Source organism: Leptolyngbya sp. GB1-A1, from assembly GCF_039962475.1.
Taxonomy (GTDB): domain Bacteria; phylum Cyanobacteriota; class Cyanobacteriia; order Elainellales; family Elainellaceae; genus Leptolyngbya_A.
This window is the reverse complement of sequence record NZ_JAMPLI010000020.1, coordinates 38700-56889: the sequence shown is the minus strand read 5'-3', so window position 1 is coordinate 56889 and position 18190 is coordinate 38700. Positions and strand designations below refer to the sequence as shown.

Here is an 18190-nt window from a genome sequence, read left to right as displayed (position 1 = left end):
AGGGTGGATAAGGGGGTGGATGGGTGAGGAGGAGATAAAGGGATGAGGGGCGATCGTGGATTGTGCAATGAATAAATTTGAGACGAATTGATAGGAGTGAATTGAAATGGAAACGTTGACTGGAAAAGTAGTGCTGGTAACTGGTGGCGGACGCGGTTTGGGAGCTGCGATCTGTGAGAGTTTAGCAGAAGCGGGGGCGATCGTTGTTGCTGCGGACGTTCGGATGGATCTGGCAGAGCCGTTGACGCAAAAGCTACGCGATCGCGGGTTAGAGGCGTATGCTTTGTCGCTAGATATTACAGACGAGCAGCAGATTCAGACCAGCATTCAAAAAATCATCGATCAGCACGGCAAAATTGACGTTCTGGTGAATAATGCCGGAACGGATTTAACGGTATCGATCGAAGAAATGGGGATCGATGATTGGGATCGAATTTTGAGTGTGAATTTACGCGCTCCGTTTATTCTGGCAAAGCAGGTCTTTCCGCTCATGAAGCAGCAGGGCAGCGGGCATATCGTGAATGTGGCATCGACGGCAGCTAAACGGACCTGGGCAAATGCATCTGCCTATCATGCGAGTAAATGGGGACTAATGGGTTTGAGCCATGCGCTGCACGTTGAAGGTCGTCCGCATGGGGTGAAGGTAACGGCGATCGTGGCAGGCGGAATGAGAACACCTTTCTTGCTCGATCGATTTCCGGAGCTCGATCCAAATGTGCTGCAAGATCCGCGCAATGTGGCGGACACGATTCGCTATGTGCTGCTGCAACCTGCCGAAACAGTCATTCCAGAGGTGACAGTGATTCCGATGCGGGAGTCTTCCTGGCCCTAAGCGGTTGTTTAAAGCGCATTGGAGATTCTACACCGCCCCCTAAATTCCCCAATTCGGGGGGGCTTTGAGATTCAGAAGAGCAACTTGCAAATGTGAAAATAGGACTGTTAGGAAAACTCTTGCCTAACCCCCAACAAGGCACTTCTATGAGTTCGCCAAGCAAGCTAAGCAACTTCAAAGCCCTCCAGGAATTAAAGGATTTAGGGGCAATCTGGAACGCCGGAACCCTGACTCAAACCGCTCACTCAATTAGCAGTATCAAAAAAAGCAACCTGCCAATGCAAACTCTCCCTCAAAAAGCGGTTTTTCTCGATAAAGATGGAACGCTAATTGAGAACGTTCCCTACAACGTTGACCCGGCTTTAATTCAGTGGTGCGAAGGGGCGATCGAAGCCTTGCAACGACTCCATGAGGCGGGATACAAGCTGTTTATCATTACGAACCAGTCAGGAATTGCACGAGGCTATTTTGAGGAAACGGCTCTGGCGATCGTCCAACAGCATCTCACCGGGGAGCTTGCTCGGTTTGGGATTCCGTTAGCGGGGTTTTATTATTGTCCGCATCATCCAGACGGAACGATCGCCCCGTATACGATAAACTGTTCCTGTCGAAAGCCGGAGCCGGGTTTGCTGCTTCAGGCGGCAGCGGATCACCAGATTGATCTGAGTACGTCCTGGTTTATTGGCGATATTTTGCATGATGTGGCTGCCGGACGTGCCGCGGGTTGTCGCACTATCTTGATCGATAACGGTAATGAAACCGAGTGGCAGCTATCTCCACAGCGTTTACCGCATCATCTTGTTTCTGATTTGGGTGCGGCTGCTCGTGTGATTCTCGCAATCGATCGTTCTGATTTCTCTCTTTCGTTCCCTTTTCCATCCACTCTCCCTCCGATTTGCCGATGAACGATTTGCTTTCTTCGATCGATCGCTGGTCGTCATTTAGCGTCCTGGTGGTTGGCGATGTTATGCTGGATGCGTATTTGGCTGGGGATGCGAATCGCCTTTGTCAGGAGGCTCCAGTCCCGGTTGTGGCGATCGATCAGCGACAGGATTTTCCCGGCGGGGCGGCAAATGTGGCGGCGAATGTGGCGGCGTTGGGGGCACGTCCAGTTTTATTGTCAGTGATTGGGCAGGACTCGGAAGGCGATCGGCTTTTGCACAGCCTCCAGCAGCGATCGCTTGAGGGAAATCATTTGATCGTTTCGCACGATCGGGCGACGCTGGCAAAGCAGCGGATTGTGTCACAAAATCAGATTTTGCTGCGGTTTGATCAGGGCAGCACGGCGGCAATTTCAGCAGAGCTGGAAACAGGGATAATCGATCGCCTGACGCAGCTTTTTCCGCAAGTGGATGCAGTGATTCTCTCCGATTATGGCTATGGCATTCTCACGCCGCGATTAATTGAGACGATCGCCCAATTACAGGCACAGCACGATCGAACTTTGGTGATCGATTCCAAGCAGCTTGCGAATTATCAGCGCGTCAAACCTACGGCAGTCAAGCCGAATTATGGGGAAACAATCCGCCTCCTCGAACTGCCTGTTCAGAAGGGCGATCGGGTGGCTCAAGTTTTGCCTTGTGGCGATCGATTGTTGGAACTCACAGGCGCGAAAATCGTTGCGGTAACGTTGGATAGCGAAGGCGCAGTTTTATTTCAGACGGGGAGTTCTCCGATTCAGATTCCAGCTCAGCCTGTGCCTGCGAATCACACTTCTGGGGCGGGTGATACGTTTATTACAGCTCTGGCATTGAGTTTGGCGGCGCAGGCTTCGGTGTCGATCGCGGCTCAGATTGCCAAGACAGCAACGCAGATAGTGGTACAGCAAACTGGAACCAGCGTTTGCACAGCGAATCAATTACGGCAGCAGTTCCAGCCCGATCGTCCTGCGGTATCCAACAAGCGAATCCTGGATCGCGCTCAAATCGTTCGCTGCCTTGAAGCACACCGCACTGCTGGAAAACGAATTGTGTTTACCAACGGCTGCTTTGATTTGCTGCATTCCGGTCATGTCACTTACCTACAGCAGGCAAAAGCGTTGGGTGATGTGCTGATTGTCGGCGTGAACAGCGATGAAAGCGTGCGTCAGCTTAAGGGAATGGGGCGACCTGTGAATGCGTTAGACGATCGCCTCACCGTCTTAACTGCTTTGGAATCCGTGGATTATGTGATTCCTTTTTCTGAATTGACTCCCCACCATTTGATTGAAATCATTCGCCCCGACGTGTTTGTCAAAGGCGGAGACTATACGCGAGAAACATTGCCGGAAGCTCCCCTGGTTGAGCAATTGGGCGGTGTTGTTCACATTCTCTCGTTTGTGGAAAACCGATCGACCACGCGCACGATCGAGCAAATTCGTTCTGTTTCTGCTGCCCCATCCCCACCCCAGCTTTATCGCTAACTCATTCCCCGTTCTATTCCTGACTCCATTCCCATGTCTATTTCCTGGAACACTGCCCAAAATATTCTCTGCGTTCGGCTGGATTCGATCGGAGATGTGTTAATGACTGCGCCTGCAATGCGTGCCTTAAAAGCATCTTCTAATTCTCCTCGCCGAATCACGCTGATGACTTCTCAGGCCGGTGCAACGATCGCCCCCTTGATTCCCGAAATCGATGACGTGATTGTTTACGATGCTCCCTGGCTCAAAGCGACCGCACCACGACCCAATAGCCAGCCTGAATTTCAAATGATCGAGCAGCTGCGATCGGGGCAATTTGATGCTGCCGTTGTCTTTACCGTTTACAGCCAAAATCCTTTGCCGTCGGCGTTTTTGTGTTACATGGCGGATATTCCTTTGCGGCTAGCGCACTGTCACGAAAATTCCTATCAGTTGCTGACCGACTGGATCAAAGACCCGGAACCGGAACAGATGATTCGCCATGAGGTACAGCGACAGCTTGATCTGGTCAGCAGTGTTGGCTTCAGCCTCGAAGACGATCGCATGAAGCTCCAGATCCCCGCAGAAGCAGTCGATCGCGTTCGCCACCTGTTAGCAGCCCAGGGGGTAGATTTACAGCAGCCGTGGGTTGTAATTCATCCGGGGGCAACGGCTCCTTCGCGTCGCTATCCACCCGAACTGTTTGCGATCGCAGCGCGGCGACTCGTGCAGGAATTCGGCTTGCAGGTAATTTTGACGGGAACCACGCCGGAACGGGAACTGGTGCAGTTCATCCAGACGGAAATGCAGGCAAATTCTGTTTCGCTGGTCGATCGCCTCAATTTATCGGAGATGGCAGCGTTGTTGTCGATCGCCCCACTGCTTATTTCTAATAACACTGGACCCGCTCACTTGGCGGCTGCGGTGGGTACGCCTGTGGTAGACCTATATGCACTAACGAATCTTCAGCATACTCCCTGGCGTGTTCCCAATCGTGTTCTGTATCATGAAGTTCCCTGTCGCCTTTGTTATAAGAGCGTTTGTCCTGAAGAACATCACCACTGTTTGCGACTTGTTGATCCTAATGATGTCGTTAAGGCGGCGATCGAATTGCTCTCTGAGGTAGATATATCTCCTGCGATCGATACTGGCTCTTTAATTCCTTGTTAGTTTCAAATTATTAGCATCGTATTCTTGCTGGTTAATTAGAAATCATTCTGTATTGTCTTTATGAATCCGGCTTTAGATGTTCTGATTCCAACCTGTAATCGTTCTGCTGCCTTAGCAGTCACGTTAACCAGTCTGTGCGCTCAGACGTTTACTAATTTTCGCGTGATTGTTTCCGATCAAACCGAAACGAACAACACATTCCAGTCTGGAGAAGTGATTGCAGCCCTGCGCGTTCTGGAAGCACACGGACATTCGATCGCCACCCACAGGCATCTACCTCGGCGCGGCCTCGCAGAACATCGGCAATTTCTCCTCGATCAGGCAACGGCTCCCTATGTGCTGTTTCTGGACGATGATCTCATTCTAGAACCGTGGGTCATCGGGCTACTCATGCAGACGATTCAGCAGGAGCAGTGTGGTTTTGTCGGCTCGGCGGTGATCGGTTTAAGCTTCAAGCAGGATGTCCGTCCGCATCAGCAAATTTTGGAGTGGTGGGAAGGAGCAGTTGAGCCAGAAATCGTGCGATCGGGAACGCCGCAATGGGAGCGATATAAACTACACAACGCCGCAAATCTCTATCACGTCCAGCAGCAGCATAACATTACGCCCGATCGCCCTCGCAAATATCGCGTTGCCTGGATCGGCGGCTGCGTTTTATACGATCGAGCCAAATTGCTAAACGTGGGCAGTTTCGAGTTTTGGCGTGACCTGCCAGAAAACCACTGCGGCGAAGACGTATTGGCGCAGCTTCGAGTCATGTCTACCTACGGTGGCTGTGGCGTGATGCCCTCCGGCGTGTATCACCAGGAGATTCCGACAACCATTCACGATCGGCATAATGATGCACCACAGTTGCTTTCAATTTAATTGGTGTTAGATCTATGGGTGACACCTACCGCATCCTCTTCATCGAACTCTTGGGCGGCATTGGTGATTTGATTATTGCGCTGCCTGCGATTCATGCACTGGCAAAGTCCCATCCGGCGGCTCGTGTCACGGTTCTCACCTTTGCTCCTGGGGAGCAGCTTTTGCAGACCGATCCGCTGATCGATCAGGTTGTGATTGCGCCACGGGGCGAGGCAAGAGCTTCGCTCGATCGCCTGCTTGCCAGCGAATCGTTTGATCTTATCGTCACGGATACCACCTATGACGGCATTGCAGAAGCGGTACAGCAGTCAAACGCGGAGCGGGTCGTCACGAATCTTTGGCGATCGCCGCCTGAGAATGAACTGGTGAGCGATCGATTTTTGGCGATCCTTCAGCAAGAGGGACTGATCCAGCCAGCGTTGATGCAGCGTCAGGCAGAGATTCATCTGACAGTATTGGAGAAGCTGGAGGCACAGCGGCAGATCGGGGCAGCTTATCGTCCGCTAGTGTTCTTCTGCATTGATGCAGGAATGGCGATCAAACGCTGGGCGGAGGCTGATTTTGTGCAGCTTGGGCAAGCCCTTCAGCAGCAGTACGGCGCGTCGATTCAGATTGTGGTGGGAGCCGATCGCGATCAGGCAGTGCAAATCGCAGAGGCAATAGGTGGCAATGGTTCAGACGGCAAAGTTTCACTTTGGGAGCGGGGTAGTTTGCGGCAGTTAGCAGCCGCTTTCTCGTTTGCCGATCTGGTCATCGGAGCGGATACCGGACCCGTGCGAATTGCGGCAGCAGTCAACGCGCCCACTATCACCTTATTGGGACCTTCCTGGCACGGACGCTATGGGCAGCCGGAACCCCATGTAAATCTTCAGGGCTATCCGCAGTGCGGCGATCGTCGAATTCACAATTTCACCGAGCAAGCCTGCTGGTATAGCGGCAACTGTCCGTTGGAATGGCAAACCTGCCTGGATGAAATTACTCCGGCGCAAGTGTTGGAGGCTGCGCGATCGCTGCTGTCCCGTTGCAAAGAAATAGCTCCTGATCCAAGGCGAAGCAGTTCCCCTTTAGGAGCCATTGCCTCTTTAACGCCCTTGCCCCCCTCCCCCACGGAGTCAAATTCTGACTGGCGATCGGTGAAGAATCTGCTGGTGATGCGGCTGGACAACATCGGCGATGTGATGATGACAACCCCAACGCTACGTGCCTTGCGGGAAAATCTGCCTGATGCAAAGATTACGCTGATGGCAAGTCCAGGCGGAATGCTCACGGAACCTTTGCTGCCCTGGATTGATGCAGGATTGCCTTGGCGGGTGCTGTGGCAGGATCTCGGACGGCTGGACTTTGACCCGGCACGAGAATGGAACTTGATCGACAGGCTGCGACAAAGGCAATTTGATGCTGTCATCATTCTCACTAGCTTTAGCCAGAGTCCCCATCCGGCAGCTCTCATTTGTGCGCTGGCAGGCATTCCTCTACGACTGGGCGAATCCAAAGAAACCGATCTGGGAACGCTCACCCATGCTGTTCCGCCTGCTCCCGACGAAATTCATCAGGTCGATCGCAATCTGCGACTAGTCGAGTCGATCGGGTTTACCGTCACCGATCGCGCCCTGTCGCTGCACATTCCTCCAGAAGCACAAACCGCGATCGCTCATCTGCTGCATACCAGAGGCATCCCTGCTGAAACACCCTACCTGCTGCTCAATCCATGGACAACTTGCCAGTCGCGCAACTATGCCCCCGATCGTTTTGCGGAAGCTGCCCGTCGTCTCAGCGACCTCACCGGATGGTCAGTGATTGTCACCGGCGTTGAAAAAGACCGCGATCGATCGCAGGAGATTTTATCGATTTTGGGTGATCGAGCGGTTGACCTGATGGGAATGACAACCCTGCCGGAACTGGTTGCCCTGATTGCCAACGCAAAACTGGTGTTGACCAACAACACTTCAACCATGCATATCGTGGATGCGCTGCAAGTGCCCAATGTCGTCATGTTTGCCGGAACCGAATACGAGTGCCAGTGGCAACCCCGCTATAGTCCTTCTCGGCTGCTGCGTCGTCCGACGGTGTGTAGCCCCTGCTATGCCTTTGCCTGTCCCTACCACCTGGAGTGTCTGGATATCGAGCCAGAAGCGATCGTGCAGGCTGCCCTCTCTGTTCTGAAACCTGTCCTGGAACCTGTTCTGGAATCTGAACTTCCCTTTGTGGAGAATTGCTGATGCGTGTCGCCCTGATTGCCGGAACCTACCAGCCCGATCGCTGCGGAGTTGCACACTACACTCAGCATCTGCGCGAAAGGTTGGCTCTATCCGGGGTTGAGTCGATCGTCCTTACCACTCGATCGGTTGCAAATGGCAGTGAGCGAACCGTGAAAGGCGCGATCGATCGCTGGCACATCACCGAACTTTTTTCCCTGGTTCGGGCAATTCATCAAACCGACGCAGACCTGCTGCACCTGCAACACGCAGCGGGAACCTACGGCTTCGATCGATCGATTTTTCTGCTGCCTTTGCTGCTGCGGCTTACGCGCTGGCACAAGCCGATTGTCACCACCATTCACGAATACGGCTGGTGGAACTGGGAGCCAGACTATTTTCCTGCCCAGTGGCTCGATCGCCTCAAGCAATGGGGACAGCAGCGCGGCTGGTGGGATGAGGAAGACGGCTTTCTGCTCACGTTGAGTGATGCCGTAATTACGACAAACCATGATGCAGAACAAGTGATCGTTAAACGGCTTCCTGCCCTAAAAGAAAGGCTCCATCGCATCCCGATCGCCCCCAACATCGAGCAAGCAAAACACAATAAAACCGACGCAAAATTACGAATTCTTCAGCGGTTAAACTGGTCAAACGATTCACTGCTTGTGGCGTTTTTCGGCTTCCTGCACCCGGTAAAAGGACTGGAAACGCTGCTGTCTGCTTTTCAGCAAGTAATCACTCAAATTCCGCGAGCAAAACTGCTTCTGATCGGCGGTGTAGAAAGTTTGGCACTGCGAGGTACAGAAGCCGATCGCTACTGGGAAAAATTAGAGTCTCACATTGCTTCTCTTCAACTTCAACCAAGCGTTCACATGACCGGATATTTAGATGAGCGATCGGTATCCGACTACTTATCAGGTATAGATATCGGAGTCTTACCTTTTAATCATGGCGTGACGCTCAAGAGCGGTTCGCTTCTGGCATTAATGCAGCATCAACTTCCTGTTATTGCGACTTATGCAAGTCCACCTGATCCAGAATTGCCAGATTCGATCGCTTATTTTATCCCTCCCCGTTCCGTTGAAGAATTAACGATTGCGCTTACTCATATTCTGTCTGATGCTTCACTGCGTCAAAATCTTGCTCAGGTGGGTTGTGAGTTCAGCCAGTCTTTTTCCTGGTCAGATATCGCTGAGAAACATTTGCAAATCTATCGCGATGTGAGTTGAAAGAGAAATGACTTCACCTTTGCGCGTCACTGTTTATACAGACTCTGCGGGAATTGGCGGCGCGGAGATCAGTTTATCGCATCTGGCTGCAACCGTTTCTTCAGAAATTCATCTGACTGTTGTGGGTGTTGATGAAAAGGTTGTTCATTTTATTGCTGCGAGTCGTTCAGAGATCGATCGCTTTATTCTTCCTGCTTCTGGTATAGGAGCATTCTTAGAACATCGCCGCACATTTCAACAGCTACATCCTGATATTATTCACTGCAACTTGTGTACACCCTGGGCGGGGGCGATCGGTTTAGCTGCAGCTCTGTCCTTACCTAAGGTGCGGGTGGTGCGGGTCGATCAGCTTCCCCTGCGGACAACGGATATGCTGACCCTGTGGCGAACTCGTGCCCTTTGTTTGCGATCGGATGCTCATGTGGCAGTGGGTCAGGCAAGCGCAACTAAGATGGAAGATTTCTACGCGCTGGGCAGAAACAGTGTGATTTCCATCCCTAATGGGGTGCCGGATGGGGGCGAACCGGAGTTGCCTGCATATCAGAACCCAGCACAAATCACCGTCGGCAGTATCGGACGACTCGATGCGATGAAGGCACACGATATTTTGCTACGAGCAGTGGCACGGGTTCCCCAGGTGCGGGCGGTGATTTTGGGAGATGGCGGCGAACGATCGAATCTGGAAAAGCTGTCAAGCGATCTGGGCATTCGCGATCGAGTGGAAATGCCAGGATGGGTCGATCGCCCGCAGTCTTATTTGCCCCAGTTTGACGTGGTGGCGATGCCTTCACGATCGGAAGGGTTTCCCCTGGCAATGGTCGAAGCCATGCTGGCGGCGCGTCCGGTTATTGCAACCCGAGTTGGCAGTATGCCGGAAGCGATTCAGGATGGGATAACAGGGCTGCTGATCGACAAAAACGACGTAGACGGCTTAGCTCGATCGCTCAAACGCCTGCGAGACAATCCCGAATTTCGGCATCAGCTCGGTAAGCAAGCCCGCAATACAGCGCTGGCTCACTTCACAGTGGGAACAATGACGCACCGCTACGAAACCCTCTGGCGAGAGTTGCTCGATCGTCCCCCAGTTCCCCGATTGAAAGTGCCTCGTCCTAAGGATTAGCGACCGCGAAATGCCTGCTCGAGTCGATGCCAGCCTGCTCTCACCGCAGGACGGGCTTGCTCCCAACCTAACCAGGACAATCGCCGCTCTTGCTCATACTGCTGCTGAAGTTCGGGTTCAACTTCGTCGTAGCTCATGCCTGTGCCGTGATAGCGCGTGTAGCCTTCGTAGCCCAGACGATATGCAGGCTGGTAATCCCGGTAGGTCAACCCCGATTGATAGTAAGGCTGTGCCGTGTAATGCTGCTGCCAGTATTGATCTTCGTTAGCAACCAGAGAATTCCGTCCGCGCAGCGCCGCATGAATAATGGACTGCTCGACCGTTGGCGGGGTGGCCCCAGAAGCATAAACCGCTTGAACAGAAACAGGCTCAATTCGGCGATGCGAGGCAACACTTCCACGGGGAACATCGCGCGGTTCAATCACCTGCACGTCGTAATCTTCGATCGTTGGATGGGTGGCTTCAGCAGCACTCTTACCCACTAATCCACCTAAAATACTGCCGATCGCCGCGCCTGCAATCGCTCCCACCGGACCCGTCACAGAACCCACCAGCATCCCGATTGTGCCGACAATTCCTGCCCCAATTCCAGTTGCGATCGGGTGCGATCCAGTTTCTCCGGTGATCGGGTCGGGATGAGGATTAATTACGGCTTCGCGTCGTCGATCACTTCGTCGAGCAATTCGTGGATCAATAACCTGTTTACTCATAGCGGTTTGCCAATTTTATCTAAAACACACAGCTTAAGCCTTTAGTCGCAAGCTTCTGGTCACAGAGCAGTTCTCACAAAGTCGTTCTGCTGATTCAGCAAGAAACCGATTCAGCAAGGGAACGTTGCAGGGACTCACTTCTCACCGAACTTACCCCTTACCGTATCGGATTCTGTTTTCGTCAACCGTCCTTCCTGCGAGGGAAGTCTGCTCATCGTTGAGCGGATTTCTTTCCTGGGACTTATCCAATTTCTCCAATTTCTCGGTACCTATTTATGGAAACTGTCCCTCTTGATAGAGGATAAGCCGTTCTTTCATTCGTTACTTTCAAAGTAAAGTAAAGATCTCAACTTAAAACAATGATTCTACAAGACAAACAAACGGGTGTATTAATCGAAGTGATGGATACAGAAGAGCTAATCAACCCGTCGCACGACACGATTAAAGGCAGAATTCAGGAAGGTCAGGAAGAACAGCCGCCCGAAGAAATTGGGAAAGACACGCTAGTTTTTCCTTCTGGAGAAGAGCTGCCTCGCTGCTGGCGAGATGCAGATTATCGCTCGAACTAATTGTTGCTCGAACTAAGGCGATCGGTTTTCTTTCGCTTTGCTTAGATCAGGCATGAGCAAAAAGCATTCAAGCAGGATTCAAGCAGCGAGATAAGGGGGTAAAAACTCCCTATGTCTCTAGATCGATTGCTGACTGCAATGAATTGTTTCTAATAAAAGTATCGTCTGCGGACGGATAGTGAACACCATTTTGAGGAGATACAGCCAATGGGTTGGCTACAAAGATTATTCGGAGCTCAGAAGCCTCAGCAAAATCAAGCTCAGGCTCAGCCTCAAGCAAATGTAGCAGCGGCAGCTCAAGGCGGTAATGCAGCAACGGCAGCTCAAGGCGGTCAGGAATCAATTCCTCCGGAGCGGGTTGGCTTGAACGGGGAATACGATCAGAGCGGTCTGGCAAAGCGAGTTGCGCTGGCATTTGACCAAGATCCGGGCATTGATGACATTGACACGGTTTATGTGGCTCAAACAGGCGGCACGGTTGTTCTGAAAGGAAAAGCCCCAAATCAGGAAATCGTGCAAAAAATGACGTCTGTTGCCCGTGGAGTAAGTGGTGCAACAAATGTTGATACCAGCCAGGTGACGGTCGGTTAAGCATCAAAAACACCAAACTGATTCGTTCGATCGAGGCTGTACCACAAACTCGTTTTAACGTTTCAACTTACCTCCCAAAAAGCGACAAAGGGGCAGATTGCATCGCGCATCTAGCCCTGTTTCTAATTTTTAGGGCAGAATCTTTTGGATCAGAATCTATGTTGAGCGCCGAATCTACTATCAGTCCGATCGAGTCCGCTAAAGCAGTTGGTTTACGCTATGTTAGCGATACCATTCCCGGCATTCGTCGAGAACGATCGGGAGATGAATTTGTGTATCTTGGCGTAGATGGTCGTCCAATTCAGGATCCTGAAGAACTAGAGCGTTTCAAAGCATTAATTATTCCGCCCGCTTGGACAGACGTTTGGATTTGTCCATTACCCGACGGACACTTGCAAGCAACCGGACGCGATGCAAAAGAACGCAAACAGTATCGCTATCACGCTGACTGGCGCAAAATCCGCAGCCAAACTAAATTCGATCGCATGGTGCGCTTTGCTCAGGCGTTGCCCCTGATTCGCGAACAAACTGATCGCCATCTGCGCCTGCCCGGTCTGCGCCGTGAAAAAGTGCTGGCAACTGTAGTTCAGCTTTTAGAGAAAACCCTGATCCGGGTGGGCAACGAAGAATATGCCCAAACGAACGATTCTTTTGGACTCACCACGCTGCGTGATGAGCATATCGAAGTCACCAGCACGAAGATTGTATTTCACTTTCGCGGAAAAAGCGGTGTAGAACACGAAATTGAATTAGGCGATCGACGCTTAGCCCGCATTGTTAAATCCTGTCGTGATGTACCGGGGCAAGAATTATTTCAATACATCGACGAAAACGGTGAACGTCAGACGATCGACTCTAAAGACGTAAACGACTATCTTTACGAGATTACCCAAGAGAACTTCACTGCCAAAGATTTTCGTACCTGGATGGGCACGGTTCATGCCCTGCAAGAACTGCACATGATCGGACTGTTTTCTTCTCAAACGCAGGCAAAAAAGAACGTTACCGAAGCTATCAAAAACACCGCTAAACGCCTGGGCAATCGTCCAGCCACTTGTCGCAAATACTACGTCCACCCCAGTATTCTGGATGCCTACCTGGAAGAAAAGCTGTTTGACCTGACCCAATCGCTAATCGAGCTTGAAGAGGCGATCGAAGCTGTGGAAGCTGCTAAATATCAACTCCGTCAGGAAGAACGCGCCGTACTCGCCGTCCTAGAAGCTTACACCGCAGCCCTGCAGCCCGAAGCGGAAAAGCCGAAGCGAAAATCAGCGAAAAGTAAGCAAAAGTCGATCGCGGCTTGAGGAAATTTTTACAAGGTTCTGTTTGAGCGGTAAGCTTCGTTCCAGTCCTTTAGGCTGGCTCAATTGCGATCGCCGATGCCGCTACAATCGCGAATTCAGGAAAAGGCTCTCCTCCAAATGTCCAAGCCCCTCAGCCTGGGCAATTTAGGGGACAATGGAACCGCTCACACTCCTTAATTCCTCACCCCCTCATTTCTCAATGACGATCGGCATCTGGATTCTTGGCGATCAGCTCTGGCTAGAACAATCTGCGCTCCAAAGCTGTCTTTCGCGTCAGCAGGAAACGCCTGTTCTCTTGATTGAATCTGTTCGCCACGCGCAAAAGCTGCCCTACCATTTGCAAAAGCTCGTCCTGGTCTGGTCGGCGATGCGCCACTTTGCTCAGGAGCTTCGCGAAGCCGGATGGCAGGTAACATATCGAATCGAGGAAGACTTTGAAACGCCGCTCAAAGCCTGGATTGCGGAATATAGGATTACCGAACTGCGGGTGATGACCCCCACCGATCGCCCCTTTCGCTTGCTGATTCAATCCCTTGATCTCCCCTGCACGGTCACCTTCACGCCCAGCAATCGCTTTATCTGGACAGAGACAGCCTTCACGGAGTGGGCAGACTCCCGCAAGCGGCTGATTATGGAGGACTTTTATCGCGAGGGACGGCAACGCTTCAATATCTTGATGCAGGGGAAGCAGCCCCTCGGCGGTCGGTGGAATTTCGATCGCGAAAATCGCAAGCCGCCCAAAGGAAAACTAACGCTGCCCGAAGCCCTCTGGTTTGAACCGGATGCCATTACCCAAGACGTGATCGACTGGCTCAAACAGTCCCCCGCCTTCAAAGAGAGCCACACCTACTGGCAGATCGATCCTTTTCGCTGGGGAGTAACGCGATCGCAGGCAAGGCAAGTGCTCGACTTTTTTATTCAAACCCGCCTCTCAAACTTCGGACCGTACCAGGACGCGATGATCACAGGCGAGCAAACCCTGTGGCACGCGATGCTATCGCCCTATCTCAATCTGGGACTACTGCATCCGATCGAGGTGATTCAGGCAGCCGAGCAGGGCTATTACGACAGTCAGTACAACGATCCCCAGGGTGAATGGCAGCTCAGCAGCATCGAGGGCTTTATCCGGCAAATTCTGGGCTGGCGGGAATATATGCACGGCATTTATCACTACATGGGCGAGGAGTATCCCGATCGCAATTTCTTCGACCACCAGCAGCCCTTGCCTGCTTTCTACTGGACAGGTGAAACCCAGATGCACTGTATTCATCAGGTTGTCCATCAGGTGAAAGAAATCGGCTATGCCCATCACATTCAGCGGCTCATGGTGCTCAACAACTTTGCTCTGATCGCCGGAGTCTCACCGCAGGAATTGCAGGACTGGTTCCACACTGCCTTTATCGACGGCTATGACTGGGTAATGCAGGCAAACGTGATTGGCATGGGACAATACGCCGACGGCGGACTGATGGCATCTAAGCCCTACGCTGCCTCAGCGAACTACGTCAACACAATGAGCGACTACTGCAAGCACTGCGATTACAACCCCAAACGGCGCACCGGAGCGGATGCCTGCCCGTTCAATTTCTTTTACTGGGACTTTCTGGCGCGGCACCATTCCAAGCTCCAAAACAACGATCGCATGAAGCACATTCTGCTCAACCTAAATCGCATCGCATCTGAAGAACTGGCGCAAATCCAGCAGCAAGCCGCTGACTGGCGTATTAACCATCAGCAAACCGAATACCTCCTGCCCTGCACGCCCCATTCTTCTAAGCCTGATCCACATGACCCATCTGCTTGAACTTCGCAGCCGCTATCTTGAACTGACGAATCGTACTCTGCCCCAGCTTGCACAACAGCGCAGGTTTCCCGTCAGCGATAACCACTGCTTTCAGCGCATCATCCTCGATAATTTGTTGGGACAATGCTGGTACGAAGTTCTGGAACGCGGTAAGGTTCCCGCCTACCAACAGCTCACCGCATTGCAGCTCCAGCAGGCGATCGATCTCGCAGAAGCCATTATCACTCAACCTAATTTCTATCTGAAACAGCTCAATCAGAATAGCCTCACCTGGAGAAGGAAGGGGCGATCGAGCCTGCCCAAACCCGCAGAAACGGCAGAAAAACCATAGGATGAGGTATGCCTCATCGCTTGTCCTTATTCTGCATCTGCATCGGAATGCTGGTGTACTTCACACAGGTAACGGTGCTGTTTCCGGTGTTGCCGCTTTATGTAAACCAACGCTGGCAAGATGCGCCGCTCGGGTTTGTAGTGGGGGCAATGGCAATCGGGCTGCTGTTTTTTCGTCCGCCCATTGGCTGGCTAATCGATCGCTGGGGACGTAAACCGGTGCTGTGGATAGGGCTGGGCATCATGCTGGCAATTTTGCCGCTCTATCTCTGGTCGCCGACTCCTTTCTGGCTTATGGGGGTGCGGGTGCTGCACGGTATTAGTCAGGCGGCATTTGGCACAGCTTCTCAAACCCTGCTGGTGGATCTGGTTCCCCCAGAGCGTCGGACGGCGTTGCTGGGATATCTGGCAATGAGTAATACGATCGGCTTCTCGCTAGGTCCGCTGCTGGGATCGCTGGTGTTTCGGCAGGGCGGCTTTTCCCACACGGTGCTGCTGATGGGAGTTCTGACGCTGGTTGGCATTGTTTTCAGTCTGCCGCTGCCCTGGAAATCGTCCTCTCCACCGCCGAACCGTCAGGCGATCGTCAACCGTAGCTTTCCCTGGAAGACGATTCTCCGTTATCCGGTGAGAGACGCAACGCTGCTGTTTTTTACAAATTCATTTCTGCATGGCGCAGTCGTGACTTTTCTACCGCTGTTTGTGCCGAATGCTGCCCTCTTCTATAGCCTGAATGCACTGGTTGCGGTACTGGTTCGGTTTGGGCTGGGGCGATGGGGCAACCGCCTTTCTCGCCGATGGATTGTGAGTTTGGGCATCTTTTGTTCGGGGACGGCGTTGATAGGGCTATCGATCGCGCCTGAGTGGCTGATGCTATGGTCGATCGTTTATGGGCTAGGATTTGGCTCTCTGTTTCCGGTGCTGTCTGCCGTGGTGTCGCTGTCGGCTCCGCAGGCGGTTCGCGGTCGGGTGTACAGCGTTTTTCTCGCCGGGTTTGACGGGGGCATGACCTTAGGGGGGGCAGGGGTACAGCTGCTCGTTGCTGTGCTGCCGTTAAATGACTTATTTCTCATCCTGGGCAGTCTGGGAAGTGGGGCAAGTCTGGTTGCGCTGCGGCAGTTTGCTCAACCGCTTCCCCATGCGGAACACTGCTCTCCAGCAGCTTCAATCGATCGGACAAGGGACAAGTAAGGCAGGCTGGCAGTCATCACCCAGGACAACGGGGTCCTTGTGCCATCATCATGCTGCCATCCGTCCAAGCCAGATACTTATCTTTTCATCAAAAATTAGCTTTATAAAGTTCTTTTACTGAATTCTCTTGGGTGCTTTACCTTAAAAATTAGCTTTAAACTTCCTTTACGAAATTCTCTCGCTTCTTTACCTTTTCTAGTCCATCCATTATTGCGAAAGGCGAGCAGGATAGTAATAATACTGACATAGCTAGTTCCAGTAATGTTCCAGGAATATATTAGAGCTACCAGGCGTCCAACTCGGTCGCTTTAGCTCTTCTTCATAAAACTTCCCCCCTTCTTCACATTCTCCAGTCTATGAACTATTGCTTAGAGCGGGTGACATTGGTGATAATGCTGGCATATCGGATTTCACCAGTACGGATAGAGTAGATACGGTAGAACTTCTTTATGAAAAGCTTATCGATGGCTCTTATCTGCTGAGGTCTCTGGTTGCAGGAGATTTAGTTGTAAAAGATTTATCAGTGCAACACTACTTTCCAGAGCCACATTACAAAGTTATTGTGCCGCTTCTTGAGAGAGGTTGCTTCTTCCTGGAAGGGTAGATCTCAGCACAGCCACCGTCGCTCATACCACGATTTATCAGTGAAACCAGTTTGGCAATTGGTTATAGATTGCTGGCAGACTTTTACGTCTTAGCGCGTATTCCAAAGCCTCCCTACTCCTGCCAGGTTTCAGCCATTTTTCGTTCCTTTCCTCATCAGAAGCAGTATGAAAGCAATCGTTATCGGCAGCACAGATATCAAGACGGACTCGATTCCGTTCTCCCAGCTCTTTCCGTTCTTTGATAATCGGCAATGTCTGCGTCGCGAACTGGGCTTTGAGTTTAAGCATGTTGATGCGCGTTCTCTAAAAGAGATTGAAGCGGCAAGCCTGCAAACCGCCGATGCGTATTTCGTGCGCCCCTGCTGGCGAGAGAATCCGAGCGATGTCACCCTGGTGATGGAGAAGTTTCGCGATCGTCAACCCAATGCGCTGATTGTCTTTATCGACCCGTTCGATCAAACCAGCAGCCGCTTTTTCGGCGTTTTGCCTTATGTCGATCGCTTCCTGAAGTATCAGCGACTCAAGGATGTCAGCCAATATCTGAACCCGCTGAAGGGGGGGACGGTCCTCACCGATTATTTAGTGAATGAGCTGGGATACGACATTAAGGATTGGTCTGTCCAATCTGAAGTTCCGGCAGGTTATGAATCCCGAATCGAAACGGGCTGGTTCGTGACCCTGACCAAGCGGTTCCAGGAAGCACTGTTCCATAAGCCAATGTTCTGGAACCAGGGCAGTAAAAAGAGCATCGATGTCGTTTGTCACGTGTCCTACGGGCCAAGAAACAACCTGGAATGGTATGGTCAGCACCGGATGCTGGGTGTCGAAGCGCTCAAGCGAATGGCTTCTGACTATACGCTCTCGGTGAGCGGCGAATTTTCGGGTGAGCAAACCATCTCATCCCGGCAATATCTGCACGATCTGAAGCGGAGTCGCATTGCGTTTAGCCCGTTTGGCTGGGGAGAAATTACCTGGCGCGACTATGAAGCAGCCTGCCACGGATGCCTGCTGATCAAGCCTCTGGTCGATCACATTGATGTTGAACCCAATATCTTTATCCCTGGCAAAACCTATGTTCCGGTGCGGTGGGACTTTGCAGATCTCGAAGAAAAGTGCCGCTACTATCTGGCAAATCCTGACGAGGCAGAGCAGATTGCTCACAATGCCCGCGAAGCGTATAGAGCCTACTTCACCGAGAACAAGTTCGTTCACAAGATAGAGGGTTTGATCCGCACTGCTGCCCCTTTAGCACCACTTGAAGCTGAAACGATACTCGCAGCCGCTTAGTTC

16 protein-coding genes are annotated in these 18190 nt (G+C 52.0%); 15 read left to right on the top strand and 1 reads right to left on the bottom strand.

What is annotated here, in order from left to right; all coding sequences use genetic code 11:
* Window positions 1-106: 106 nt before the first annotated feature.
* From NDI45_RS18100 to NDI45_RS18065, 8 genes are all read left to right on the top strand, one after another.
* Window positions 107-832 (top strand): SDR family oxidoreductase, encoded by a 726-nt coding sequence (locus NDI45_RS18100; protein ID WP_190793757.1) that lies wholly within the window; start codon window positions 107-109, stop codon window positions 830-832.
* A 146-nt stretch (window positions 833-978) separates the two neighbouring features.
* Window positions 979-1737 carry an HAD family hydrolase gene (locus NDI45_RS18095; protein ID WP_348248174.1) on the top strand — a complete coding sequence of 253 codons (759 nt, stop codon included), beginning with the start codon at window positions 979-981 and terminating at the stop codon, window positions 1735-1737.
* Entirely contained in the window at window positions 1734-3233 is a 1500-nt protein-coding gene (rfaE2, locus tag NDI45_RS18090; RefSeq protein ID WP_348248173.1) for a D-glycero-beta-D-manno-heptose 1-phosphate adenylyltransferase, read from the top strand. The genes NDI45_RS18095 and rfaE2 overlap by 4 nt, the downstream gene beginning before the upstream one ends.
* 33 nt (window positions 3234-3266) lie before the next feature.
* Complete coding sequence (gene waaF / locus NDI45_RS18085) at window positions 3267-4382, top strand: lipopolysaccharide heptosyltransferase II (RefSeq protein WP_348248172.1); 1116 nt, start codon at window positions 3267-3269, stop codon at window positions 4380-4382.
* Window positions 4383-4442: 60 nt separating this feature from the next.
* Entirely contained in the window at window positions 4443-5249 is an 807-nt protein-coding gene (locus NDI45_RS18080) for a glycosyltransferase family A protein (protein ID WP_190793754.1), read from the top strand.
* A 14-nt stretch (window positions 5250-5263) separates the two neighbouring features.
* A complete protein-coding gene (locus NDI45_RS18075; RefSeq protein ID WP_348248171.1) occupies window positions 5264-7468 on the top strand; it encodes a glycosyltransferase family 9 protein in 2205 nt (734 codons plus the stop codon).
* Window positions 7468-8676, top strand: a complete 1209-nt coding sequence (locus NDI45_RS18070; RefSeq protein WP_348248170.1) for a glycosyltransferase — start codon at window positions 7468-7470, stop codon at window positions 8674-8676. The genes NDI45_RS18075 and NDI45_RS18070 overlap by 1 nt, the downstream gene beginning before the upstream one ends.
* A gap of 7 nt (window positions 8677-8683) precedes the next feature.
* On the top strand, window positions 8684-9796 hold the full coding sequence (locus NDI45_RS18065) for a glycosyltransferase (RefSeq protein WP_348248169.1): 1113 nt from the start codon (window positions 8684-8686) through the stop codon (window positions 9794-9796).
* On the opposite strand, the gene NDI45_RS18060 is transcribed toward NDI45_RS18065, so the two are convergent.
* Window positions 9793-10506: a hypothetical protein gene (locus NDI45_RS18060; RefSeq protein ID WP_348248168.1), complete on the bottom strand. Its 714-nt coding sequence runs from the start codon at window positions 10504-10506 to the stop codon at window positions 9793-9795. The genes NDI45_RS18065 and NDI45_RS18060 overlap by 4 nt on opposite strands.
* Window positions 10507-10865: 359 nt before the next feature.
* Here NDI45_RS18060 and NDI45_RS18055 point away from each other — a divergent pair, with 359 nt between their 5' ends.
* The 7 genes from NDI45_RS18055 (at window position 10866) to NDI45_RS18025 (ending at window position 18187) form a co-directional block, all read left to right on the top strand.
* Window positions 10866-11075: an acetyltransferase gene (locus NDI45_RS18055; protein ID WP_190789598.1), complete on the top strand. Its 210-nt coding sequence runs from the start codon at window positions 10866-10868 to the stop codon at window positions 11073-11075.
* 207 nt (window positions 11076-11282) lie between these two features.
* Window positions 11283-11666: a BON domain-containing protein gene (locus NDI45_RS18050; protein WP_190789599.1), complete on the top strand. Its 384-nt coding sequence runs from the start codon at window positions 11283-11285 to the stop codon at window positions 11664-11666.
* Window positions 11667-11824: 158 nt separating this feature from the next.
* Entirely contained in the window at window positions 11825-12970 is a 1146-nt protein-coding gene (locus NDI45_RS18045) for a DNA topoisomerase IB (protein WP_348248167.1), read from the top strand.
* Window positions 12971-13169: 199 nt separating this feature from the next.
* Window positions 13170-14774, top strand: a complete 1605-nt coding sequence (locus tag NDI45_RS18040; RefSeq protein ID WP_348248198.1) for a cryptochrome/photolyase family protein — start codon at window positions 13170-13172, stop codon at window positions 14772-14774.
* Entirely contained in the window at window positions 14758-15105 is a 348-nt protein-coding gene (locus NDI45_RS18035; RefSeq protein WP_348248166.1) for a hypothetical protein, read from the top strand. The genes NDI45_RS18040 and NDI45_RS18035 overlap by 17 nt, the downstream gene beginning before the upstream one ends.
* 8 nt (window positions 15106-15113) lie before the next feature.
* Window positions 15114-16295 carry an MFS transporter gene (locus NDI45_RS18030; RefSeq protein ID WP_190791277.1) on the top strand — a complete coding sequence of 394 codons (1182 nt, stop codon included), beginning with the start codon at window positions 15114-15116 and terminating at the stop codon, window positions 16293-16295.
* Between the two features lie 770 nt (window positions 16296-17065).
* Complete coding sequence (locus NDI45_RS18025) at window positions 17066-18187, top strand: glycosyltransferase (RefSeq protein WP_190793473.1); 1122 nt, start codon at window positions 17066-17068, stop codon at window positions 18185-18187.
* The last annotated feature ends 3 nt before the right edge of the window (window positions 18188-18190 follow it).